Origin of the sequence: Mesorhizobium sp. B4-1-4, assembly GCF_006439395.2 — a bacterium.
Lineage (GTDB): Bacteria > Pseudomonadota > Alphaproteobacteria > Rhizobiales > Rhizobiaceae > Mesorhizobium.
Map to the genome: position 1 here is coordinate 5674138 of NZ_CP083950.1, position 24506 is coordinate 5698643.

23 protein-coding genes are annotated in these 24506 nt (G+C 63.8%); 10 read left to right on the forward strand and 13 right to left on the reverse strand.

The features are described 5' to 3' along the window. Positions 1-17: 17 nt before the first annotated feature. The 5 genes from FJW03_RS27265 to FJW03_RS27285 all read left to right on the forward strand — a co-directional run bounded on the left by FJW03_RS27265 (position 18) and on the right by FJW03_RS27285 (position 4993). Positions 18-1016: an ABC transporter ATP-binding protein gene (locus FJW03_RS27265; protein WP_140766505.1), complete on the forward strand. Its 999-nt coding sequence runs from the start codon at positions 18-20 to the stop codon at positions 1014-1016. A 283-nt stretch (positions 1017-1299) separates the two neighbouring features. Further along, the gene (locus tag FJW03_RS27270; RefSeq protein ID WP_210240616.1) at positions 1300-2205 is read left to right on the forward strand and encodes an ABC transporter permease; all 906 of its coding nucleotides are present in this window, start codon (positions 1300-1302) and stop codon (positions 2203-2205) included. Continuing rightward, positions 2195-3010, forward strand: coding sequence for an ABC transporter permease (locus FJW03_RS27275; protein ID WP_140612721.1), 816 nt, complete (start codon positions 2195-2197; stop codon positions 3008-3010). Before FJW03_RS27270 ends, FJW03_RS27275 begins: the two co-directional genes overlap by 11 nt. 25 nt (positions 3011-3035) lie before the next feature. Beyond that, positions 3036-4463 carry a gamma-aminobutyraldehyde dehydrogenase gene (locus FJW03_RS27280; protein WP_140766503.1) on the forward strand — a complete coding sequence of 476 codons (1428 nt, stop codon included), beginning with the start codon at positions 3036-3038 and terminating at the stop codon, positions 4461-4463. Positions 4464-4507: 44 nt separating this feature from the next. Beyond that, a complete protein-coding gene (locus FJW03_RS27285) occupies positions 4508-4993 on the forward strand; it encodes an ester cyclase (protein ID WP_140612723.1) in 486 nt (161 codons plus the stop codon). Positions 4994-5075: 82 nt separating this feature from the next. Here FJW03_RS27285 and FJW03_RS27290 read toward each other — a convergent pair whose 3' ends face one another. The 12 genes from FJW03_RS27290 to FJW03_RS27345 form a co-directional block, all read right to left on the reverse strand. Beyond that, on the reverse strand, positions 5076-6485 hold the full coding sequence (locus FJW03_RS27290) for an FAD-binding oxidoreductase (RefSeq protein WP_140612724.1): 1410 nt from the start codon (positions 6483-6485) through the stop codon (positions 5076-5078). A 307-nt stretch (positions 6486-6792) separates the two neighbouring features. Then, positions 6793-7107, reverse strand: a complete 315-nt coding sequence (locus FJW03_RS27295) for a hypothetical protein (RefSeq protein ID WP_140612725.1) — start codon at positions 7105-7107, stop codon at positions 6793-6795. A 124-nt stretch (positions 7108-7231) separates the two neighbouring features. Next, positions 7232-7594, reverse strand: coding sequence for a nuclear transport factor 2 family protein (locus tag FJW03_RS27300; RefSeq protein ID WP_140691113.1), 363 nt, complete (start codon positions 7592-7594; stop codon positions 7232-7234). Between the two features lie 80 nt (positions 7595-7674). Next, positions 7675-8154 (reverse strand): carboxymuconolactone decarboxylase family protein, encoded by a 480-nt coding sequence (locus tag FJW03_RS27305; RefSeq protein ID WP_140691116.1) that lies wholly within the window; start codon positions 8152-8154, stop codon positions 7675-7677. A 108-nt stretch (positions 8155-8262) separates the two neighbouring features. Continuing rightward, entirely contained in the window at positions 8263-9816 is a 1554-nt protein-coding gene (locus FJW03_RS27310; RefSeq protein ID WP_140766502.1) for an alpha/beta fold hydrolase, read from the reverse strand. Positions 9817-9926: 110 nt separating this feature from the next. Beyond that, positions 9927-10238 carry a formate dehydrogenase subunit delta gene (locus tag FJW03_RS27315; protein WP_140766501.1) on the reverse strand — a complete coding sequence of 104 codons (312 nt, stop codon included), beginning with the start codon at positions 10236-10238 and terminating at the stop codon, positions 9927-9929. Next, positions 10228-11058: a formate dehydrogenase accessory sulfurtransferase FdhD gene (gene fdhD, locus FJW03_RS27320; RefSeq protein WP_140612730.1), complete on the reverse strand. Its 831-nt coding sequence runs from the start codon at positions 11056-11058 to the stop codon at positions 10228-10230. Before fdhD ends, FJW03_RS27315 begins: the two co-directional genes overlap by 11 nt. Positions 11059-11060: 2 nt before the next feature. Then, a complete protein-coding gene (fdhF, locus tag FJW03_RS27325) occupies positions 11061-13973 on the reverse strand; it encodes a formate dehydrogenase subunit alpha (RefSeq protein WP_140766500.1) in 2913 nt (970 codons plus the stop codon). Positions 13974-13983: 10 nt separating this feature from the next. Further along, the gene (locus tag FJW03_RS27330) at positions 13984-15540 is read right to left on the reverse strand and encodes a formate dehydrogenase beta subunit (RefSeq protein WP_140766499.1); all 1557 of its coding nucleotides are present in this window, start codon (positions 15538-15540) and stop codon (positions 13984-13986) included. Continuing rightward, positions 15537-16016 carry a formate dehydrogenase subunit gamma gene (locus FJW03_RS27335; protein ID WP_140766498.1) on the reverse strand — a complete coding sequence of 160 codons (480 nt, stop codon included), beginning with the start codon at positions 16014-16016 and terminating at the stop codon, positions 15537-15539. The genes FJW03_RS27330 and FJW03_RS27335 overlap by 4 nt, the downstream gene beginning before the upstream one ends. A 135-nt stretch (positions 16017-16151) precedes the next feature. Beyond that, complete coding sequence (locus FJW03_RS27340) at positions 16152-17051, reverse strand: LysR family transcriptional regulator (RefSeq protein WP_140766497.1); 900 nt, start codon at positions 17049-17051, stop codon at positions 16152-16154. Positions 17052-17156: 105 nt separating this feature from the next. Further along, the gene (locus FJW03_RS27345) at positions 17157-17534 is read right to left on the reverse strand and encodes a VOC family protein (RefSeq protein WP_140766496.1); all 378 of its coding nucleotides are present in this window, start codon (positions 17532-17534) and stop codon (positions 17157-17159) included. A 220-nt stretch (positions 17535-17754) separates the two neighbouring features. On the opposite strand from FJW03_RS27345, the gene FJW03_RS27350 reads away from it, so the two are divergent. Then, a complete protein-coding gene (locus tag FJW03_RS27350) occupies positions 17755-18924 on the forward strand; it encodes an Mrp/NBP35 family ATP-binding protein (protein WP_140766495.1) in 1170 nt (389 codons plus the stop codon). Positions 18925-19156: 232 nt separating this feature from the next. Here FJW03_RS27350 and FJW03_RS27355 read toward each other — a convergent pair whose 3' ends face one another. Next, entirely contained in the window at positions 19157-19609 is a 453-nt protein-coding gene (locus FJW03_RS27355; RefSeq protein ID WP_140612737.1) for an SRPBCC family protein, read from the reverse strand. Between the two features lie 151 nt (positions 19610-19760). Here FJW03_RS27355 and FJW03_RS27360 point away from each other — a divergent pair, with 151 nt between their 5' ends. From FJW03_RS27360 to FJW03_RS27375, 4 genes are all read left to right on the forward strand, one after another. Next, positions 19761-21566, forward strand: coding sequence for an IlvD/Edd family dehydratase (locus tag FJW03_RS27360; RefSeq protein WP_140766494.1), 1806 nt, complete (start codon positions 19761-19763; stop codon positions 21564-21566). Positions 21567-21736: 170 nt separating this feature from the next. Further along, complete coding sequence (locus FJW03_RS27365; protein WP_140766493.1) at positions 21737-22573, forward strand: chromate resistance protein ChrB domain-containing protein; 837 nt, start codon at positions 21737-21739, stop codon at positions 22571-22573. Continuing rightward, positions 22570-23985 carry a chromate efflux transporter gene (chrA, locus tag FJW03_RS27370; protein WP_140766492.1) on the forward strand — a complete coding sequence of 472 codons (1416 nt, stop codon included), beginning with the start codon at positions 22570-22572 and terminating at the stop codon, positions 23983-23985. Before FJW03_RS27365 ends, chrA begins: the two co-directional genes overlap by 4 nt. A gap of 102 nt (positions 23986-24087) precedes the next feature. Next, positions 24088-24486: a hypothetical protein gene (locus FJW03_RS27375; RefSeq protein WP_140691137.1), complete on the forward strand. Its 399-nt coding sequence runs from the start codon at positions 24088-24090 to the stop codon at positions 24484-24486. The last annotated feature ends 20 nt before the right edge of the window (positions 24487-24506 follow it).

Here is a 24506-nt window from a genome sequence, read left to right on the forward strand (position 1 = left end):
ACCGAACTGACAGGCCCATGACCTCAGCCGTCTCCTTCCAGAAAGTCTCGCGCCATTTCGGCAGCGTTCGCGCCGTCGATGCGGTCGACCTCGACATCGCACCGGGCGAGTTCTTTGCCATGCTCGGGCCGTCCGGATCCGGCAAGACGACGTGCCTGCGGCTGATCGCCGGCTTCGAGCAGCCGACGGCGGGGTCGATCTCGATCTTCGGTGAACGTGCCGAGGGCGTGCCGCCCTACCGCCGCAACGTCAACACCGTGTTCCAGGATTACGCGCTGTTCCCGCATCTCAATGTGCTCGACAACGTCGCCTACGGGCTGATGGTCAAGGGCGTCGGCAAGGCCGGGCGGCACAAGGCGGCGGAAGAGGCATTGTCGCTGGTGCGGCTGCCCGGCTATGGCGCCCGCCGGCCCGGCCAGCTTTCCGGCGGCCAACGCCAGCGTGTTGCGCTCGCCCGTGCGCTGGTCAACCAGCCCAAGGTGCTGCTGCTCGACGAGCCGCTCGGTGCGCTCGACCTGAAGCTGCGCGAAAACATGCAGGAGGAGCTGAAATCGCTGCAGAAGGCGCTCGGCATCACCTTCGTCTTCGTCACCCACGACCAGGGCGAGGCGCTGTCGATGGCCGACCGCGTCGCCGTCTTCAATGACGGCAGGATCATGCAGATCGGCACGCCGGAGGATATCTACCAGAGGCCGAGCACCCGCTTCGTCGCCGACTTCGTCGGCTCATCCAACGTGCTGCCGCCGGACTTCGTCCAGCGCTATTCCGGCCAGCATCGCTGGGGAAGCCTGCGTCCCGAATCCATTCGCGTCTCCAGCGCCGCGAGCGGCGAGGGCGTTTCTGCGCGTCTGGTCGGAACCAACTATCTCGGCGCCACTACAAGGCTGGCGCTCGACGCAGACGGGCTGAGGCTTCACGCCATGGTGCCGGCCGGCACCGCTTTGCCGGCTGAGGGCGAGGCGTTGGTGCTCACCTTCAACCGCGAGAGCCTGCATCTGATGGACGAGCCGGCATGATGACGGTTTGCGAGAGGCACCCCCCTCTGTCCTGCCGGACATCTCCCCCCCAAGGGGGGAGATTAGCAGTTTCTCGGCCTCGCCAATTCTGCTGCGTGGGAGATTGGCGGAGCCCGGAGGGACAGCCGATCTCCCCCCTAGAGGGGGAGATGTCCGGCAGGACAGAGGGGGGCGCGAAGGATCGCGGCTTCTCCCATTCCTCCGCCCGAGGCGGTGTGTCGTCATGACAGTCGCGGCGCTCAACTCCAATCCCGCCCCCGCCATCCTGCCCGGCAGCGGCGGCATGCGTGGCGCGCTGTCGGACCTGTTGTGGCGCAGGCCGCAATTCCTGCTCCTGCTGATGCTGCTGCCGCCGGTGCTGTGGCTCGGCATCGTCTATATCGGCTCGCTGTTCGCTCTGCTGGCACAGAGCTTCTTTTCCATCGACGAGTACTCCGGCCTCATCAACCGCCAGTTCACGCTGAAGACCTATGGCGACCTGTTCCAGGCCGCCAATCTCGACATCATCCTGCGCACGGTGACGATGGCGGCGCTGGTCACGCTGGCCTCGGCCGTCGTCGCCTTCCCGATTGCCTACTATGCCGCGCGTTATGCGCGCGGCCGCTGGAAGGCGCTGTTCTATCTCGGCGTCATGCTGCCGCTGTGGTCGAGCTACCTGGTCAAGATCTATGCCTGGAAGCTGATCCTCGCCAAGGAAGGCATCCTGACCTGGCTGCTCGCCAAGCTCAATCTGTTGTGGCTGCTCGATGCATGGCTGTCGTTGCCGGTCGTCGGCGGCAACTCGCTGTCGGTGTCGTTCACCGGCACCTTCATCGTCTTCGTCTATGTCTGGCTGCCGTTCATGATCCTGCCGGTGCAGGCGGCACTCGAACGCGTGCCCGGCAACCTGGTGGAAGCCTCGTCCGATCTCGGCGCTTCGCCCGGCCAGACCTTTCGCAACGTGCTGTTCCCGCTGGCGCTGCCTGGCATCGTCGCCGGCTCGATCTTCACCTTCTCGCTGACATTGGGCGACTACATCATACCCCAGATCATCGGTACCTCGCGCCTGTTCATCGGCCAGGCGGTCTATTCCCAGCAGGGCACGGCCGGCAACATTCCGCTCGCCGCCGCCTTCACCGTGGTGCCCATCGTCATCATGGGGTTCTACCTCTGGGGCGCCAAACGCATGGGGGCCTTCGATGCGCTCTGACCGTGGCCAATCCGCCCCCCTCGGCCTGAAGATATCAGCCGCCTGCGGCCTGCTCTTCCTGCACCTGCCGATCCTGCTGATCTTCGTCTATGCCTTCACCACGGAGGAGAAGAGTTTCGTCTGGCCGCCGCCGGGGCTCACCACCCAATGGTTCGCCGTCACCTGGAACCGGCCCGACGTCTGGCAGGCGCTGTCGCTGTCGGTGCGCGTCGCCGCCATCTCGACCACGATTGCGCTGGTGCTGGGCACGCTTTGCGCCGCCGCGGTCTCGCGGACGAAATTCTTCGGCCGCGAGACGATCTCGCTGCTGGTCATCCTGCCGATCGCTCTGCCCGGCATCATCACCGGCATCGCGCTGCGCTCGGCCTTTGCGCTGGCCGACATCCCCTTCTCGTTCTGGACGATCGTGCTCGGCCACGCCACTTTCTGCGTGGTCGTCGTCTACAACAACGCGGTCGCCCGCTTCCGCCGCACCTCGGGCTCGATGATCGAGGCCTCGATGGATCTCGGCGCCGACGGCTTCCAGACCTTCCGGCACGTCGTACTGCCCAACATCGCAACTGCGCTTCTTGCCGGCGGCATGCTGGCCTTCGCTTTGTCGTTCGATGAGGTCATCGTCACCACCTTCACCGCCGGCCAGCAGCAGACCGTGCCGATCTGGATGCTTGAGGAACTGATCCGCCCGCGCCAGCGCCCGGTCACCAACGTCGTGGCCATGGTCGTCGTGCTGGTGACGCTGCTTCCGATCCTGTTCGCCTATTACCTGACCCGCGACGGCGACCAGATCGCCGGTTCGGGCAAATAACGCCAGTTCATAGGGAGAAACGTCCATGGACACCCAGATGCTGATCGGCTCGAAATTCGAGAAGGGCACCGAAACCGAGGAGCCGATCCTCAATCCGAAGACCGGGGCCAACATTCTCAACCTGCCCGAAGCCAACCCAGCGCAGATCGAGGCGGCCGTCAGTGCCGCCGAACAAGCGTTCGTCAGTTGGTCGCGCACCACGCCGGCGCAGCGCTCCGGCTATCTGCTGAAGATCGCCGACCGTATCGAGGCCGCCGCGCAGGAGTTCGCGACGCTCGAGGCGCTGAATTGCGGCAAGCCGATCAATGCCGTGCTCAATGACGAGATCCCGGCGATCGTCGACTGCTATCGCTTTTTTGCCGGCGCGGTCCGCTCGATGCCGGGGGTCGTCGCCGACGAATATCTGCCGGGCCACACCTCGATGGTGCGGCGCGATCCGATCGGCATCGTCGCCTCGATAGCGCCGTGGAACTATCCGCTGATGATGATGGCCTGGAAGCTGGCGCCAGCCATCGCCGGCGGCAACACCGTGGTCTTCAAGCCGTCGGAGCAGACCCCGCTGACGGCGCTGAACCTGGCGAGGATTCTGGCCGAGGTGCTGCCGGAAGGCCTCGTCAATGTCGTGCTCGGCCGTGGCGACAGCGTCGGCAACACACTGATCAACCATTCCAAAATCAACATGATCTCGATCACCGGTGACGTCGCCACCGGCAAGAAGGTGCTGCAGGCCGCCGCCAAGTCGGTCAAGCGCACGCATCTGGAACTTGGCGGTAAGGCGCCGGTCATCGTCTTCGACGACGCCGATCTCGGTGCGGTGGTCAACGGCCTGCGCGCCTTCGGCTACTACAATGCCGGCCAGGACTGCACCGCCGCCTGCCGCATCTATGCCGGCAAGAAGATCTACGACAAGCTCGTCGCCGATCTCTCCTCCGCCGTCTCGACCATAAAGTATGATCGCGCTGACGATACCGAGAACGAGATCGGCCCGCTGATCTCGCGTCGCCAGCGCGACCGCGTGTCGAGCTTCGTCGAGCGCGCGTCCGAATTGAAGCACATCGAGATCACCACCGGCGGCAAGCCGGGCGAGGGCACCGGCTTCTACTACCAGCCGACCGTCGTTGCCGGCGCGCTGCAGGAGGACGAGATCGTGCGCCGTGAAGTGTTCGGCCCGGTCGTCTCGGTCACCCGCTTCTCGGAAGTCGACGAGGCGGTGAAATGGGCCAATGACAGCGACTATGGCCTGGCGTCATCGGTGTGGACCAAGGACGTCTCGCGCGCCATGGCGACGGCCGCCCGCCTGCAATATGGCTGCACCTGGATCAATACCCATTTCATGCTGACCAACGAGATGCCGCATGGCGGACTGAAGCAGTCCGGCTACGGCAAGGACATGTCGCTCTACGCGCTCGAGGACTATACCGCCGTGCGCCATGTCATGGTGGCGCACACGTAACATTTTCGAGAAAACGCAAGCATTCAACCAGGGAGGAACGAACCATGCATCGCCGCCAGTTTCTGACATCCGCGGCCGTAGCCGCCACACTATTGGCCGTAACGCCAGCCCTTGCTGCCGATACCGCGCAAGCGGTGGTCGAAGCCTATGTCGCCGCCTGGAATGCACATGACTCGGCCAAGGCTGCCGGATATTTCGCCGACGAGGTCACCTATTACGACGCTTCTGTAGGCAAGCCGGTCACGGGCAAGGAAGCCGCCAAGACCGGCGTCATCGACAATTTCCTCAAAGCCGTCCCAGACGCGGTGTGGACGATGAAGGGCAAGCCCGTCATCGACGGTGATCGCGTTGCGTTCGAATGGGAATTTTCCGGCACCAACACCGGGGCCTGGGGCGATGGCACGGCCGCGACCGGCAAGAAGTTCTCCTTCACCGGCGCCTCGATGTTTTCCATCAAGGACGGCAAGATCGCGACCCAGAGCGACTACTACGACGCGCTCGGCTTCTACAAGCAGCTTGGCCTGATGTAGTCGCGGCTTCCATTCTCCCCGTAAACGCCGTTCACGGGGAGAATGTGAACCAAAGGACCGACAAGCACCAGCGGCCCGGCAGCTATGCGGCCGTCCTACCCTGCTCGGCCGATGTCGCGGGTTTGATGTTCTGGTTGACCCGGAAGACGTTGGATGGGTCATAGGTCCGCTTCACCTGGCTCAGCCGCTCGTAATTCGCGCCATAGCTCGCCCGCAGGCGCTGTTCCCCTTCGTCATCCATCATGAAATTCACGTAGCCGCCTTCGCCGTTATGGGGATGGATGCTCGCCCAGTAGTTTCGGGCCCATTCGATCAGTTCGGCGGCCTTACCCGGATCGGGATCGATCGCCGCTATGACCATCGACCAGTTTGCATCGCGCGCGTTCCAGGCGGTCTCGTCCTTGCCGACGCGGCGGACCGCGCCGTCGATCGGGTAAAGATGCATGAGCGACAATTCGCTGGGCGCCTGGGCGGCCTGTGCGATATGGGTCGCGATGGCTTCGTCCGGAAGCGATTTGACGAAATCGCCCTTCCAGTACCATTGCAGACCTTTCGGAAGGAGCGGGTCGAACAGCGACTGCAGCGCCGGGAACGGCATTACGCCCATCCAGTTGAAGATCGGCGGCGGCAAGGTATCCAGCAGCGGCGCCATGGCCTTGCGGCCCTCCTCCTCCGTACCGTCGTAGCACGAGATAATGGCGCAAACGCGCTTGCCCCAATACTCGCGCGGGAAGGGGTCGGTCGAGGGGACCGACTTCAACCCGACAAAGGCGCCGAGCTCTTCTGGTGCCTCCGGCAGATAATCGCGATAGGTACGCATGACCGCTGGCGCGTCCTTGGCCTCCCAGAATACCGGGCCGCCGAAGATCATGTCCACAGGATGTGCCTGGAACAGGAAGCTGGTCACCACGCCGAAATTGCCGCCGCCGCCCCGCAGCGCCCAGAACAGGTCGGGATTGTCGCTTTTGCTGGCCGTCACCAGGCTGCCATCGGCGAGCACCAGATCCGCCTCGATCAGATTGTCGATCGTGAGGCCGTATTTGCGCGTGAGATAGCCCGTTCCACCGCCGAGCGTAAGGCCGGCGACGCCCGTGGTCGAGACGATGCCGAACGGAACGGCGAGCCCGAATGGATGGGTGGCGTGGTCCACGTCACCCGAGGTGCAACCGGGCGCGACCCTCACAGTCCGGGTTTTCGGATCGACATGGACCCCCTTCATCATCGACAGGTCGATGACAAGGCCATTGTCGCAAATTCCCAATCCGGCACCGTTATGTCCTCCGCTGCGCACGGCGACCAGCAGGTCGTTGTCGCGCGCATACGCCACGGCGGTGATCACGTCGGCGACATCGGCACAGCGCGCAATCAGCAGCGGGCGCTTGTCGATCATGCCGTTATAGACCCTGCGCGCTTCGTCATATCCACCATCCTCGCGCAGGATCAGCTCCCCGCGCAGGCCTTCACGCAGTTTTGCATGGGTTCCGTCGGTCATCGGTTTTCTCCCTGGTTGCGCCCGCGCCATGCGGCTTCGCCGCGAGGACTGATCTTGTTACTTGTTTGTGCCGCCATCCGGCGGGTGCATAGGGATAGCGCAGGAGCGGCACATTGCACCGATCTGGTTCTCCGCTGCTTCGCCCGAAAGGGCCAATGGTATGATGGCCCATGAGAGCCATAGGCTGGCTTCCGCAAGCTGCGGGATGCCGAGCCTCGTCCTTGGGTTGCTTGCACCACGAACGCGGCAGCTCGTCGGCCGCTCTTGTCCATCGTGCCAGTCGGCCTCTTCCGGCGCTCGACCGCTTCTACTCGACGATGCGGAAAATCTGCCACAGGCTGGTGCCCGACACGACATAGGGCTCCATCTCCTTGCCCCATTTGGCGTGCGCGTCGATCTTGCCGATCTTGGCGAAGAACGCCTCCAACTGGGCCAGGCTCTCGACCTGGTGATGGGATTCGACCGTCGCCTCCCGGGCGCCGATCGAGCCGGTCATGATCCGAAACTCGAGGTCGGCGAGACCGACTTGTGAGCCGATTTCGCGCTCCCATTTCTTCATCAATTCGAGCACGGTCTGCTTGTGTCCGAACTTGGCATCGATCTGCCATCTGGCGCTGAACATTTTTCTTCTCCTCCGGTTACGGCCCGAGCATGATCCCGAAAAGTGGCATCCTATTTTGAGGGCATGCTCCGGCACTGAGACAGCTCCATCCCATTCGATCGGGGTGGACAGGCTCCGCGGTTGACTACTCGTCCCAGGCTTGCACGACAGTCTGCCGGGCGATGCGCCCGTCCTTCAGCTCGAGCATCGACGCGCAGAACACTTTCGTGCCGTCAGGATAGGCACAGGCCTGGGTGAAGGCGAGGCTGTCGCCCTGCGCGACGGTGGCATCGACCTTGTGGGTCATGGCCCGGCTGCAGATGTCGTCCCAGAAGATGCTGATCGCCGCGCGGCCGCGGATCTCGCGCGGCTTGCTCGGCGGATTGTTGCGGTCGATCACCCGCACCGTCGCATCGTCGGCATAGAAGCCCGACAGCATCTTGCCGTCACGGCCTTCGATCGCCTTCTTGATCGCTGTGCCGTCCACTGCGGGAGTCTTGGTCAACATTTTATCCTCCATGGCCCCATCTTCGCGGTCGGGCGGTTGATGTCGGGAAGTGCCCGACGTTCATCGACGGGCAGTGTCGTTCATTGCGACTTTGCCTTGACCGCCGCGAACACGTCGTCGGTCTGCTTCTTGAAGGTCGCCAGATCGACCTGGCTGCCGTTGAGTATCGTCGACCAATGGCGCACGATTGCCGCCATCGCGATCGTCTCCTTGATCTCCTCGTCGCTTGCGCCGTTTAGCTTGGCCGCCTCGGTGTGGAAATAGATGCAATACTGGCATGGGATCTGCGAGGCGACCGCGAGGCCCATCAACTCCTTGGTCTTGCCGTCAAGTGCGGTTTTGGGATTGAGCTGCACGCCCTTGATCTCGGCCCAGGCACCGGCGATGGCGACGTCAGGCAGTGTCTTGAACATGTCCGGCACCGAGCCGAGCGTCGCCTGGATGTCCTTGTAGGCGGCTGTCGCCGATGCGTCCTCGGCTTTTGCGGGAGAGATCGCCGACAGTGCGCCAATGCCTGCCGCGATCAAAAGTGATCTGACATTCAGTTTCGACTTGAGCATTTCATCCTCCGTTCGCAGTGCTTTGCTGGCTACATCCGCCTGGCCTGCATGGGGGAATTGATAGCGCCTGCATCGGTATGGCCGCTTCGCCCGAAAGCGCCATGGCTCTCATGGCCCATCCAGGCCAGTGTGCCTGACGGAAAATGCCGCCGCCGCCGCCCGCGATGGCAGGTCGAGTTTGAGCAGTATGTTGGCGACATGGCGCTTGACCGTATGTTCGCTCAGCCTGAGTTCGGCGGCGATCGCTGCATTGCTCTTGCCGTCGGCGATCAGATTCACGACCTCGCTCTCGCGCGCCGTCAGGCAAGCCGGCTCGGTCGCCTTGGCCTTTGGGCGGCAGGCCGGTTCCAGATGCTGTTCGGACATCGCCCGGACAAGTGCCATGGGCTCGTCCAACTCGTCGATGCTGATGCGGCCGGCGTCGGCGAAATGTAGCCCGGAGCCGGCCGCCAGGTCAGCGACCAGCCGCGACGCCAGTATGTCGCCGCGCCCGGCATGGGTGCCGAGGTGCATTGTAACGCGGCCTGTCAATCCGGCCGGTGGCCCGCGCGCCTCGATCTCGCCGACATGCGCGCCCTGGGCACTCGCCACGCCGATTTGCTGCGCTGCTTCGCGCAACGCCGCCGCGCAACGCAAGGCACGCCCTGGCCCGTCGAAACGAGAAATCATCATTTCGCCATGCATATCCACGCAGCGCCCGCCATGGCGCCCGACAAGCGTTCGCCATGTTTCCTGGAAGCGCTGGCTGCGTTCGCTCCACATCCGGTCGCCAAGCCTTGCCGTGTCGTAGATGCGTGTCACCAGCAGCGCTGCCAGGACGCGTTCGGCTTCTGTCACGGCGCATTCGCCGGTGAGGAATTCCTCGATCAGGTCGGCCACCCGGTCAACATCGCCGGTCCAGATTGGATGGTCGCGTCCGGGGATCTCGGCCAGCCGCGCATTCGGGATATTCCTGGCCAGGAAGCGGCTGGCATCGGGATCGACCCGCGCATCGTTACGGCGATGGATCAGCAGCGTTGGCGCGCTGATCGCCGCCAGCACGCCGCGCACATCGATTTCCGCGTTCATCCGTGCCAGTGCCGCTGCCGCCGTCGGGCTCGCCGACTGCCGCTCGAAGCGCGCCCACCAGGTCGAGAAATGCGGGTCATCCACCCGACCGGGTGCGAAATTGGGCAAGGTGGCGCCGGTACCCCAGCCCGTTTCGGCCGTTTCGATGAAGGCTTCGAGCCGTTCGGGCGGCATCACCCATTTGTGGAAATGCGCATAGCCGCCATAGAGCGCCAGTGCTCGCGTCCGCTCCGGATAGGTGGCGGCAAACAGCATTGCCATCGGCGCGCCCTCGGAGGCCCCGAGCAACGCGGCCCGGCCGCTGCCGGTCGCGTCCATCACCGCGCGCACATCGTCCATGCGGGTTTCGAGGCTGGGCAGGTGATGGACATCGACACGGTCGGAAAGACCCGTGCCGCGCTTGTCGAACAGGATCAGCCGCGAGAATGCCGAAAGCCGTTTCAGGAGCCTGGTATAGCCCTCGTCTTCCCAATGCAGGTCGAGATTGGAAATGAAACCAGGGATGAAGACGAGATCAAGCGACCCCTGACCGACCACCTGATAAGCGATCCGCACCTCGCCACTGACGGCATATCGAGTCTCGATCGGCCTCACGAGTTGTTCCGCCTGGCCTGACGATTTCTGATCGCCGATCATAGCAGAGCCGCGTCGATTGCGGCAGCTTAAACTTTGGCGAAAAGGAATATAAGCTGCCGGGCCCCCGGCTAGTTCTGCGACGCGACAGCGTCGCCCGGAGGAACTTTGAGCCCGAGTTTCAAATCCGCCTCGGCCGGCGTGATTGGGCGCTTGATCCTGGCGGCGGCTACCACGACGAGTTCGTCGAAGCCTGCGGCGCCGTTGTCCAGCATCTCGAAGAACTGCCGTCGCATCCTCGGCTCCCAGAACTTGTTGATGTGCTCGGCAACGCCGACAATGCCTTCCTCGCGCGGCCTGGAATGGAAAAAGGCAGCGATCTGGTTGGCCATGCGTATCAGCTTTTCGCTGGTGCTCATGATGTGATCTTCGTCATGCGACATGCTGGGTAACTCCGAAAACCACGCGGTCGGGCTGGGTGAAAACATCGAAATCGTCGCCGCGCACCAACGCCACCAACGTCATGCCGGCCTCTTGCGCGGTGCGGATGGCCAGCGCGGTCGGGGCCGAGACGGCGATGATGAAGGCAGAGCCGATCGCCGCCGTCTTCTGCACCATCTCTACCGAGACGCGTGACGTGACGATCACGGCACCCGAAGCGCCATCGATGCCGGCTTTCGCCAATGCGCCGGCCAGCTTGTCCAGCGCATTGTGGCGGCCGACATCCTCGCGCGCCATGACGACGCCCTTGCCCGGTATGTAGAAGCCGGCGGCATGTACCGCACCGGTCTCGCTGTGCAGCGGCTGCATCTTGGACAAGAGCCTGACCGAGCGGGTAATATCATTCGCCTCAAGCGTAAGCCTCGACGCACCGACGGCGTCGACCGAACGCATCGCTTCCTCGATGGACTCGATGCCGCAGAGCCCGCAGCCGACCGGCCCGGCAAGCCGCCGCCGCCGCGCTTCGAAGCGCGTGTTGGCCTGGTCCTTCAGCCGGATCTGGATGTCGATGCCAGCGCCGAGATCCTCGACCTCGATCGCCTCGATCTCGTCCGGAGCGGCGATGATGCCTTCAGTGAGCGAGAAGCCGAGCGCGAAATCCTCGAAGTCGGCCGGGCTTGCCATCATCACCGCGTGCGTGGTGCCGGCAAAGGAGAATGCCACCGGCGTCTCCTCCGGCACCATGCGGTTGGCGGCAGCGGTGCCGCTGGCGCGGTGCGCCAGCCGCGAGATCTGTGTCGTGGCTTTGCGGCGCGCGCTCAAGACTACTCCGCCGCCTGCAGCGGAGCGATGCGCCGGCTGTTGCGCGCCTGCTCCTCATAGTCACGCTGCCAGTCCGACGGCCCGTTGGAGGCACCGACCTGGACCGCCGTCACCTTGTACTCCGGACAGTTGGTCGCCCAGTCGGAGAAGTCGGTGGTGATGACGTTGGCCTGCGTGTCGGGATGGTGGAAGGTCGTATAGACCACGCCGGGCGACACCCGGTCGGTGATCAGCGCCCGCAGCGTCGTCTCGCCCGAACGGCTGGTCAGCCGCACCCAGTCACCATCGCGCAGGCCGCGGTTTTCGGCATCGTGGGGATGGATTTCCAGCCTGTCCTCCGAGTGCCACAGGACATTGTCGGTACGCCGCGTCTGCGCGCCGACATTGTACTGGCTGAGGATGCGCCCGGTGGTGAGCAGCAGCGGGAAACGCGGCCCGGTCCTCTCATCCGTCGCGACATATTCGGTGCGGATGAACTTGCCCTTGCCGCGCACGAACCCGTCGACATGCATGATCGGGGTGCCGAGCGGCGCCTTGTCGTTGCAGGGCCATTGCACGGATCCGACACGGTCGAGCAGTTCGAAGGAGACGTTGGCGAAGCTCGGTGTCGTCTTGGCGATCTCGTCCATGATCTCGGAGGGATGCTGATAGTTCCAGTCCAGCCCCATGGCGCGGGCAAGCACCTGCGTCGCCTCCCAGTCGGCGTAGCGCGCCTTGGGCTCCAGAACCTTGCGCACCATGTTGATGCGGCGCTCGGCGTTGGTAAAGGTGCCGTCCTTTTCGAGGAAGGTCGAGCCCGGCAGGAAGACGTGCGCGTAGTTCGCTGTCTCGTTGAGGAAGAGATCGTGCACAACCACGCATTCCATCGCGGCGAGGCCGGCGGCGACATGCTTGGTGTCGGGGTCCGACTGCAGGATGTCCTCGCCCTGGATGTAGATGCCCTTGAAGCTGCCGTCGACGGCGGCATCCAGCATGTTGGGGATGCGTAGGCCCGGCTCGTCGTCGAGCTTCACGCCCCACAGGCTCTCATAGATGTCGCGCACGGCTTCACCGGAGATATGGCGATAGCCGGGCAATTCGTGCGGGAAGGAGCCCATGTCGCAGGAACCCTGCACATTGTTCTGGCCGCGCAGCGGGTTCACGCCGACGCCCGGCCGGCCGATATTGCCGGTGGCCATGGCAAGGTTGGCGATCGCCATCACGGTGGTCGAGCCCTGGCTGTGTTCCGTCACGCCCAGGCCGTAGTAGATCGCGCCGTTGCCGCCGGTGGCGTAGAGACGCGCTGCACCGCGGATCAGTTCAGGATCGACGCCGGACAGCTTGCCGACGGTTTCGGGGCTGTTTTCCGGCAGGGCGACAAAAGAAGCCCAATCCTGGAACTCCGCCCAGTCGCAGCGTTCGCGGATGAAGGCCTCGTCGAAAAGGCCTTCGGTGACGATGACATGCGCCAGCGCCGTCAGCACCGCCACATTGGTGCCGGGCTTCAATGGCAGGTGGTACTCCGCCTCGACATGCGCCGACTTGACCATCTCGGTGCGCCGCGGATCGAGCACGATCAGCTTGGCGCCCTCGCGCAACCGCTTCTTCAATCGCGAGGCGAACACCGGATGGGCGGTAGCCGGATTGGCGCCGATGACGACGGCGACGTCGGTGAATTCGACGGAATCGAAATCCTGCGTGCCGGCCGAGGTGCCGTAGGTCTGGCCGAGGCCGTAGCCGGTCGGCGAATGGCAGACGCGCGCGCAGGTGTCGACATTGTTGTTGCGGAAGCCCTGCCGAACCAGCTTCTGGACGAGGTAGGTCTCTTCGTTCGTGCAGCGCGAGGAGGTGATGCCGCCGATGGAAGCGCGTCCATACTGATACTGGATGCGGCGGAATTCCTTCGCCGTATGGGCGATCGCCTCTTCCCAGCTCACTTCACGCCAGGGATCGCTCACCTTCTCGCGGATCATCGGCGACAGGATACGGTCCTTGTGGGTGGCGTAGCCGTAGGCGAAACGGCCCTTCACACAGGAGTGGCCGTGGTTTGCCTTGCCCTCCTTGTAGGGCATCATGCGGATGACCTCGTCGCCCTTTACCTCGGCCTTGAACGAGCAGCCGACGCCGCAATAGGCGCAGGTGGTAACAGCAGAACGCTCCGGCAGCCCCTTCTCGAGCACGGTCTTCTCGCGCAGAGCATCGGTCGGACAGGCCTGCACGCAGGCGCCGCAGGAGACGCATTCCGAGGCGATGAAATCCTCGTGCATGCCGGCCACCATGCGCGATTCGAAGCCGCGGCCCTCGATGGTCAGCGCGAACGTGCCCTGCACCTCTTCGCAGGCGCGCACGCAGCGCGAGCAGACGATGCATTGGGCCGGATCATAGGTGAAATAGGGGTTGGATTCGTCGCGGGCGATGTAGTCCACCGCCAGCGAGCCATGGCCGGGCGCGACGCCGTCTTCCTGCTTGACGTGGTTGCGCCCGTCGATGCCGTAGCGGTTCTCGGTCAGGCCGACCGATTTCGCCACCGCGTCGAACTCGCTGGCGCCGGTGCCGGCCTTTTCGTTCCAGCCGGTCGGATGGTCGGAAACATAGAGCTCCATGACGCCACGGCGGATGGCGTCAAGGCGATCCGACTGCGTGTGTACAATCATACCTTCGCCGACCGGCGTCGTGCAGGAGGCCGGCGTGCCGCCGCGCCCTTCGATCTCGACCAGGCAGACGCGGCAGGAGCCGAAGGAGTCCAGCATGTCGGTGGCGCAGAGTTTCGGGATTTCGACCCCGCCCTCCATCGCCGCGCGCATGATCGAGGTGCCTTCCGGCACGCTGATGCTGCGGCCGTCGACGGTCAGCGTGATTTGCTTCGTCGCTTTCGATTCCGGGGTTCCGTAGTCGAGCTCTTCGATGAGCGTCGGGAAGTCGGCCTTGATGTTCATCTGCCAGCTCCTATTCAGCAGCCACGCGCGCCGGCGCGGGCTTGAAATCCTCGGGGAAATGCGTGATCGAGCTCATCACCGGGTAGGGCGTGAAGCCGCCCAGCGCGCACAGCGATCCGAACTTCATGGTGTTGCAGAGGTCGGTAACCAGAGCCAGGTTCTTTTCCGGTTCGATGCCGGCGGCGAGCCTGTCGATGGTCTCCACCCCACGTGTCGAACCGATGCGGCAGGGCGTGCACTTGCCGCAGCTTTCGATGGCGCAGAACTCCATGGCGAAGCGCGCCTGCTTCAGCATGTCGGCGGTGTCGTCGAAGACGGTGATGCCGGCATGGCCGATCAGACCGTCCTTCGCGGCGAAAGCCTCGTAGTCGAACGGCGTGTCGAACAGCGCGCGCGGGAAATAGGCGCCGAGCGGCCCGCCGACCTGCACCGCCTTCACCGGACGCCCGGTCGCCGTGCCGCCGCCGATATCATCGACGATCTCGCCGAGCGTCAGGCCGAAGGCCGTTTCGAACAGGCCGCCATGTTTGATATTGCCGGCGATCTGGATCGGGATCGTGCCGCGCGAGCGGCCCATGCCGAAATCCTTGTAGAAGGCGGCGCCCCTGTCCATGATGATCGGCACGGAGGCCAGCGAGATGACATTGTTGATCACCGTCGGTTTGCCGAACAAGCCCTGGATCGCCGGCAGCGGTGGCTTGGCGCGCACCACGCCGCGCTTGCCTTCCAGGCTGTTCAAGAGCGAGGTCTCCTCGCCGCAGACATAGGCGCCGGCGCCGACGCGGATTTCCATATCGAACGCGTTAGGGGAACCCAGCACGTTGACGCCGAGCACGCCCGCCTCGCGGGCGATTTCGACGGCCTTGTTCATGATGGTCACCGCATGCGGATATTCCGAGCGGATATAGACGAAACCCTTGGTGGCCCCGGTGGCGATGCCGGCGATCGTCACGCCCTCGATCAGCACGAAGGGATCGCCTTCCATGATCATGCGGTCGGCGAAGGTGGCGCTGTCGCCCTCGTCGGCGTTGCAGACGATGTATTTGCGATCGCCCGCCGTATCGAGCACCGTCTTCCATTTGATGCCGGTCGGGAAACCGGCCCCGCCGCGTCCGCGCAGGCCGGACTCCGTCACCTGCTTGACGATATCGGCTGGCGCCATTGCGACCGCGTTTTGCAGGCCTTTCAGCCCGCCGAGCGATTTGTAGGCGTCGAGCGACAGCGGGTCGTTGATGCCGCAGCGGGCAAAGGTCAGACGTGTCTGCTTGGCCAGGAAAGGGATCTTGTCGGGCGAGCCAAGCCAGCGCTTGTGATGGCCACCGGTGAGGAAACCGCTGTCGAACAGGCTCTTGACCTCGGAGGGTTTCACCGGCCCGTAGGCGACGCGGCCATTGGCGGTTGCCACCTCGACCATCGGTTCGAGGAAATAGGCGCCGCGCGAGCCGTTGCGTACGATCTTGGCCTCGATGCCACGCTCGGCGAGTTCCGCGCGAACAGCCTTGGCGACCTTTTCGGCGCCGAGAGCCAGCGCGCCGGAATCGCCGGGAATGTAGATGCGGGGGATCATGAGCGCACCTCGGCAACGATCTCGTCGATCTTGTCGTCATCGAGCCGCCCGATCACCTCGCCGTCGAGCATCGCCGATGGCGAACAGGCGCAAAGCCCGAGACAATAGACCGGTTCGAGTGTAACTGATCCGTCGCGGGTGGTCTCGTGGAAATCGATGCCGAGCAACTGTTTGACCTTGGCGGCGACCGCATCGGAACCCATCGACTGGCAGGCTTCCGCCTGGCAGAGCTTGAGTACGTGGCGGCCGGCCGGCCGGGCACGGAAATCATGATAGAAGGTCACGACGCCGTGCACCTCCGCCCTGGAGAGATTCAGCCCGTCGGCAATGACGGGCAGGGCGTCTTGCGGCACATGGCCGAACTCTTCCTGTATCTCATGGAGGATAGGCAGCAGCGGACCTTCGAGGCCCTTCAACTCCTGAACGATCGCCGCCGTGCGCGATGCGATCTCGGTACTTGCAGGCTGCATCGTCATGCAGCGCCCTCCCTGGTCGATAGTGCTCTAACGCTAAGTCTTTTCAAAAACAGGAAAAACCCGCGAAATCAATAAAGCTGATCCGTTGCTCGATAGAAATTTTCTATCAACCACATCCAGCCGCCATTCTCTACCCTAGCGATGTGCGCGGAAATCGTCCGCCAGCGCCATCGCCTCGTCCAGCAGCGCCTGCACCAGCGGCGTGTGCGGCTCACGCGGCGCCGCCACCAGGCCGACCGTGTGGCTGGCATCGGGCTCGACGATCGGAATGGCCCGGATCGGCTCGGAGAAGCCGAATGTTTCCGCCAAGTTGAGCGGCATGATTGACGACCATTTGCCGGTGCGGATATGCGAGAACAGCACGATCATCGAGTTGGATTCGAGCGTCGGCCGCACCTGCACCCCGGCCTCGGCCAGATGCTGGTCGATGATGCGGCGGTTCTGCATATCCGGCGTCAAGAGGCAGAGCGGCAGGCTGCTGAGCTCCGCCCATGTCACTTTGTCGCGGTCGAAATAGGGGTTCCCGACCGCCGTGATCAGCTGATAGCGCTCGTCGTAGAGCGGCACGCTGGTCACCCGCCCAAGCGGCTCGTTGTCGAGATAGGTGATACCGGCGTCGATGTCAAAATTGCCGAGTAGCGACAGCACCTCTATCGATGTGCGCGACAGCACCGAAAAGGTGACGCCGGGGTGCTTGGCCCGAAACGGTGTCGTCAGCCGTGCCACCATGGCAAGGGCCGTGGGGATGGCGGCGATGCGGATGCGTCCGGAAAGGCCGTGGCGCGCCGCCCGCATCTCCTCGCGCATGGTTCTTGAGTCGCCGACGATGCGGCGGGCCCACACCAGCACCTGCTTGCCTTCCGGCGTCAGGCCCTGGAAGCGCGAGCCGCGCAGCACCAGCATCACGCCAAGCTGGCCTTCCAACTGCTTGATGCCGGCCGACAAGGTCGGCTGGGTGACGCCGCACACTTCAGCCGCCCGGCCGAAATGCTCCTCCTTGGCCAACGCGATGAAGAATTCCAGCTTGTCGATCATCGACGCAAGCTATCGGGCGCAGGACGGCTGCGCCAGATGGTGCCGGCGTCACAACGACACAATCCCGCCGTCAGGCAGGGGGTGGCCGTTGCTGCGTGGCCATCGCTATTTGTCCACGAGGTTCAGGATGTTGCCGTCAGGATCCTTGAACCAGGCAACCTTCATGCCTTGGCCGACATGGATGTCGCCTTCGAGCGACAGGCCGGGCATCTCGTAGTGTTCGAAGGCGACGCCCTTCGATTTCAGCGACTTGACGATCGGCTCGATCTGGTCGCCGACAGTCCAGGTGACCGCCGTCGCCTTGTTGGTGCCGGCGAATTGCGAATGATAGACGTTGATGAGGGTGCCGCCGCTCTTGTACACGACCAGTTCGCCTTCCATGTCGTCGACCTGTTTGAGGCCAAGCGTTCCCTCATAAAAGGCCTTCGCTTTTGCCAAATCCTTCACCGCGAGATTGGCCGTCGCGTTGCTGTTTTCGAGCATGACCGTCTCCTTTCCTGATTGTCGTTCTCATGCCGATCATCGAAATAGCGCTGCATGGCCTGTTGACGACGGTCACATGCCGATTTGTCCGGCCGCCCGGCGGAGAACGCGGCCGGATAGATGCGGCGATGTGCCTCTATCTTTTTCAGGGCAGGCCGATGCAGCTTGGTTCTGTCCGGAAACTGCATTATCTGAACCGGCAAACGCCAAGGGAAAGATCATGGCCGTAACCAAGGAAATCGTCGTCGAGCGCCTGAAGACGGTCAACGGGCCGGATTTCACCGGCAACATCGTCGACCTCGGCATGGTGTCCGAGATATTCATCGCCGATTCGAAAGTGTTCTTCTCGATCACGGTTCCGGCCGCCCGTGCGCAGGAAATGGAGCCGTTGCGCGCCGCTGCCGAGCGGGTCGTGAAAGCCATTCCGGGGGTCGCCGGCGCGGTCGTAGCGCTGACCGCCGAGAAGAAGGGCGGCGGCATGGAAGCGCCGGTCCCGCAGCGCCAGGCGCCAAGGCCAACGCCACCGGCAGCGCCTCAACGTCCTGTTCCGCAGGCCCCCGCCTCGCACAGCCAGGGCAAGCGCGGCGTGCCCGGCATCGAGGCGATCATCGCGGTTGCCTCGGGCAAGGGCGGCGTCGGCAAGTCGACCACCGCCGTCAACCTGGCGCTTGGCCTCGCCGCCAACGGCCTGCGGGTCGGCGTGCTCGATGCCGACATTTATGGCCCGTCCATGCCGAGGCTCCTCAACATCCACGGCCGGCCGCAGACGGTTGACGGCAAGGTCCTGAAACCGATGGAGAATTACGGCCTCAAGGTGATGTCGATGGGCTTCCTCGTCGACGAGGAGACGCCGATGATCTGGCGCGGCCCGATGGTGATGTCGGCGCTGACGCAGATGCTGCGCGAGGTCGAATGGGGACGACTCGACGTGCTCGTCGTCGACATGCCGCCCGGCACCGGCGACGCCCAATTGACCATGGCGCAGCAGGTGCCACTGGCCGGCGCCGTCATCGTTTCCACGCCGCAGGACCTGGCGCTGATCGATGCCCGCAAAGGACTGAACATGTTCAGGAAAGTCGACGTGCCGCTGCTCGGCATCGTCGAGAATATGAGCTACTTCATCGCCCCGGATACCGGCAAACGCTACGATATCTTCGGCCATGGCGGCGCGCGCCGCGAGGCCGAGCGGCTCGGCGTCACCTTCCTCGGCGAGGTGCCGCTGGAAATGGGCATCCGCGAAAGCTCGGATGCCGGTGCGCCGGTGGTTGTCTCGAAGTCCGATGGCGCCGAGGCGAAAATCTACCGCGATATCGCCGCCAAGGTCTGGGACCGGGTCAACGAGGAACGGGGTGCTGCGGAAGCGGCGGTGCCAAGCATCGTGTTTGAGTAGTTTTCTGCTTGGTTGGCGCCGCCCCTCATCCGCCTGCCGGCACCTTCTCCCCGTATAGTGACGGGGAGAAGAGACTGGCCTCAACCTCGGCGCCTAACCTGCCATGCCGGTGATTGGCGGAACCGTCGGCGCGGGCTTCTTTCCCCCCGTCACTATACGGGCAGAAATGCCCGGCAGGGCAATGATGGGCGGCGCCGGCCCTAAATTGCTAGGGCCTTCAAGCGAGCCGCAACTAAGGCGCGCCCACTTTCTCCCCAAAGTTGGAAAAGAATTGCCCAGCCAGTTTCTTCGATGTCGACGCGATCAGCCGGCTGCCGAGCTGGGCGATCTTGCCGCCGACATCGGCCTTGGCCGCGTATTTCAGGACGGTGGCGTCCGGCCCATCCTCGGTCAGCGTCACGTCGGCGCCGCCCTTGGCGAAGCCGGCAACGCCGCCCTTGCCTTCGCCCTGAATGGTGTAGGCATGTGGCGGCTTCAGGTTTTTCAGCGTCACTTCGCCGTTGAAGGTCGCCTTGATCGGCCCGATCTTCAACACGACCGTCGCCGTCAACTCGGTGTCCGATTTCTTCTCCAGGCTCTGGCAGCCGGGAATGCTCTCCTTCAGCACCGCCGGATCGTTCAGAGCCTCCCAAACTTTCTGGACGGGTGCGGCGATGCGTTCCTCGCCTTCGATCACCAAAGCCATCAAAACCTCCCGGACCACCGATGTCGGATTGGTCCTAGCGCGCGGCCAGATACATGTCTATCGCACCAAAGTCCGGATTCAGATCACGCGTGCCCCTTGCCTGCATCCGCGCGTTGTCATATCGATTTGTCATACAAATACGGAGACCATGATGGCTGGCGCCCCCACACACAAGAAAAAATTTCGCTCGCAGGAGTGGTTCGACAACCCCGATAACCCGGGAATGACGGCGCTCTATCTGGAGCGTTACCTGAATTACGGACTGACGCGCGCCGAACTGATGTCGGGCAAGCCGCTGATCGGCATCGCCCAGACCGGCTCGGATCTTTCACCTTGCAACCGCCACCATATCGAGCTTGCCAAGCGCGTGCGCGAAGGTATCGTCTCGATGGGCGGCATTCCCTTCGAATTCCCCTGCCATCCGATCCAGGAGACCGGCAAGCGCCCGACCGCGGCGCTTGACCGCAACCTCGCCTATCTCAGCCTCGTCGAGGTGCTCTACGGCTATCCGCTCGACGGCGTCGTGCTGACCATCGGCTGTGACAAGACGACTCCAGCGCTCCTTATGGCGGCGGCCACCGTCAACATCCCGGCCATCGCGCTGTCGGTTGGCCCGATGCTCAATGGCTGGCACAAGGGCAAGCGCACCGGTTCCGGCACCATCGTCTGGGAGTCGCGCCAGCGCCTGTCGGCCGGCGAGATCGACTACGACGAGTTCATGGACATCGTCGCCTCCTCGGCGCCCTCCACCGGCTACTGCAACACCATGGGCACGGCGACCACGATGAATTCGCTGGCCGAGGCGCTCGGCATGCAACTGCCGGGCTCGGCCGCCATCCCGGCGCCCTACCGTGAGCGTGGCCAGATCGCCTACGAGACGGGCAAACGCATCGTCGACATGGTGCACGAGGATCTGAAGCCCTCCGACATCATGACGCGCAAGGCCTTCGAGAACGCCATCGTCGTCAATTCGGCGATCGGCGGCTCCACCAACGCGCCGATCCATCTCAACGCCATTGCCCGCCATCTCGGCGTGCCGCTCGACAATGATGACTGGCAGAAAATCGGCCTCAACGTGCCGCTCATCGTCAACCTGCAGCCGTCGGGGGAATATCTTGGCGAGGACTATCATCATGCCGGCGGCGTGCCGGCGGTGGTGGCCGAACTCATGAAAGCTGGGCGTCTGCCGCATCCCGACGCCATGACCGCCAACGGCAAGACCATCGGCGACAATTGCCAGGGCGCCGTCAACGAGAATCCTGATGTCATCCGCAGCGTCGACAAGCCGCTCAAGGCCAATGCCGGCTTCATCAACTTCAAGGGCAATCTGTTCGATTCGGCGATCATGAAGATGAGCGGCATCTCGCCGGAGTTCCGCGAGCGCTACCTGTCCAATCCGAACGATCCGGAAGCCTTCGAGGGCAACGCCATGGTTTTCGACGGGCCGGAGGACTATCACGCCCGCATCGACGATCCGGCGCAAGGCATCGATGAGCACACGATCCTGTTCATGCGCGGCGCCGGTCCGGTCGGCTATCCCGGCGGCGCCGAAGTCGTCAACATGCAGCCGCCGGCCTATCTGATCAAGAAGGGCATCCATTCGCTGGCCTGCATCGGCGACGGCCGCCAGTCCGGCACGTCGGGCTCGCCATCGATCCTGAACGCCTCGCCCGAGGCCGCGGTCGGCGGTGGGCTGGCCCTGCTCAAGACCGGCGACCGGGTCCGCATCGATCTCAGGAAGGGCACCGCCGACATTCTCGTCACCGATGACGAGATCGCGCGGCGCCGCGCCGAACTGCAGAACAATGGCGGCTACCACTATCCGAAGCACCAGACGCCATGGCAGGAGATCCAGCGCGGCATGGTCGACCAGTTCTCAGGTGGCATGGTGTTGAAGCCCGCCGTGAAATACCAGGATGTCGCGCACACCATGGGCATTCCCCGCGACAATCACTGATTGTTTGCATCCGCGACAGCGGCGGCTTGATCCTGATCACGCCGCCGCTTGCCATCCTTGACAAGCGCGCCCAACAAATCCACCATCGGGGTAAGGGGTGTATCGCGACGACCCCGTGAGGCGTCAGCCCAACGTTCGCGTCCAGGCTTCTCTATCAGGAGGTGGACGCCATGCCGTCAACAACCGCTATCACCGTTCCGCAACTGTCCCGTCTCGTCGGTCTGCCGGGCGCGCCCGCAATCGTCGACGTTCGCACCGATGAAGATTTCGACGCCGATCCGCGCCTGCTGCCGGCTTCGAGCCGGCGCGATTTCAAAAACGTTTCGACCTGGACATCCGACTTCGCCGGCAAGCCGGTGGTGGTGGTCTGCCAGAAAGGCCGGAAACTGTCGCAAGGTGTGGCCGCATGGCTGCGGCATGACGGGATTTCCGCCGAAACCCTCGAAGGCGGCTTCGAAGCCTGGCGCGATGCCAAGGGGCTTCTGGTGCATTCAGGCAAGATACCGTCCCGCGACCCCAGCGGCCGAACCATCTGGGTGACGCGGGCACGCCCGAAGATCGACCGTGTCGCCTGCCCCTGGCTGATCCGGCGTTTCGTCGATCCTAACGCGGTCTTCCTGTTTGTCGAAGCCGCCGAAGTGCCCGATGTGGCCGACCGTTTTCAGGCCGTGCCGTTCGACATCGACAATGTGTTCTGGAGCCATCGCGGCGAGTGCTGCACTTTCGACACGATGATCGAGGAATTCGGGCTGGGATCCGAGGCGCTCGATCGCCTTGCCTTGATCGTGCGCGCCGCCGACACCGCGAGACTCGATCTGGTGCCCCAGGCTGCCGGCTTTCTGGCCGCCTCGCTTGGCCTGTCGCGCATGTTTCGCGACGACCTGGAACAGCTGGAAGCAGGCATGCTGCTCTACGACGCGTTCTTTCGTTGGTGTCGCGACGCCACCGAGGAAACGCACAACTGGCCCGGTGCAGGCGCGGACAAACAAACGGGGACGAGCCGATGAACAAGGCCGAGAGCATCAAGGCGACGCCGGCGAGACTTTCCGGCACGCCGGCTCATGGCATTCCGTTCAGCGAAGCCGTCCGCGTTTGGGCGCGGGTCGCGGCACTGAGTTTTGGCGGCCCGGCGGGGCAGATCGCAGTGATGCACCGTATCCTCGTCGAGGAGAAACGCTGGATCGGCGAGACGCGGTTCCTGCATGCGCTGAACTACTGCATGCTGCTGCCAGGTCCCGAGGCTCAGCAACTCGCGATCTATATCGGCTGGCTGCTGCACAAGACCAAGGGCGGGCTCGTCGCTGGTATCCTGTTCGTGTTGCCTGGCGTCCTTGCCATCATGGCGCTGAGCTGGATTTACGCAATCTTCGGCAATGTCGGCATGGTCCAGGCTCTGTTCTTTGGATTGAAGGCCGCTGTGCTGGCCATCGTACTTCAAGCTGTGGTCCGGGTCGGCAAGCGGGCGCTCAGGAACAACGTCATGGTGGCGCTCGCCGCCGCCGCCTTTATCGCGATCTTCTTCTTCCGCATGCCGTTTCCGCTGATCATACTGACGGCCGCGGTGATTGGCTTCATCGGCGGGCGGTCGGAACTGGCGCCGTTCATGGCCGGCAACGGGCATGGCAAGGTCGGCAGCCAGCAGGTTGCCGATGCCGACACGGCGCTGGGCGAAGACACACCAGTCCATGCGAGGCCGACCCTTGGCTGGTCGCTCAAAATCGCCGCCGTGTTTCTGGTGCTATGGTTCACGCCCGTCCTCGGCCTGTTGGCGTTGTTCGGGCCCGGGAATGTCTTTACCGACATCGCCATCTTCTTCTCCAAGATGGCCGTGGTGACCTTCGGCGGCGCCTATGCGGTGCTCGCCTATGTCGCGCAGCAGGCCGTCACGACCTATGGCTGGCTCAAGCCTGGCGAGATGCTCGATGGCCTCGGCATGGCCGAGACTACGCCTGGGCCTTTGATCATGGTTACGCAGTTCGTCGGTTTCATGGGTGCGTTTCGCGCGCCCGGCACGCTTCATCCGCTCGTTGCCGGAACCCTGGGTGGCCTTTTGACGACGTGGGTCACCTTTACGCCGTGCTTTCTCTGGATCTTTCTCGGTGCCCCCTACATCGAGAAATTGCGAAGCAACAAGGCGTTGTCCGCCTCGCTCGCGACGATCACCGCCGCCGTCGTCGGCGTGATCCTGAACCTGGCGGTGTGGTTTGGGCTCCACGTGCTGTTTCGCGAGCTGCATGAAAGGCAAGGTTTCGGCATGAACGTCGACGTGCCGGTGCTGAGTTCAATCAACATCCCCTCGCTGGTCCTGACGCTGGGGGCATTGCTGGCCGTCTTCCGCTTCAAGGTTGGCATGCTGCCGGCATTGGCTGTCTGCTCGGTGCTTGGAGTGCTCTACGGCTTCGCCAGCGGCGCGATATAGGCGGAGCGATCTCAGCCGCGCCGCAGGCTTGGTCCGTGCCGTGCGCTGACTTTGTATTCCTTTGGCCAACCACCTAAATGGTTGGGAGCGGATTGGACAATCATGGCGCAACGACGCTCTTCCCTCGGCTTCCTCGGAATGTTCGGACGCTCGGGAGACCTGAGGCAGCTCGATGCGGCCTTGCGCGGCGCCGACCTCCACCCCGCCCTCGTGCCGGAGGGTGTGAAACTCACCCTCGTCAATCTGATGAAGGATCGCTGGTCCGACGAACCGCCGCCACAGGCCTACCCAGAAGTGGCGCGGCTGTTCAGCTATTGCATTGCCGGGCCGGAAGCATTCGAGCGCTCCCATGGCCCTCAACTGCGGGACGAGGTAGAGCGCCGGATCGAGGCGGCGGTCGAGGCCGGCGACAGTTTCGATGCCCAGATCGTGCTGATGACGCTGCACGCCAAGCTGATCAACGCCGAGGTAATCGAGCGCTATGGGCTGGGTGCGGATTGATTTGGACTATTGGGCGAGCG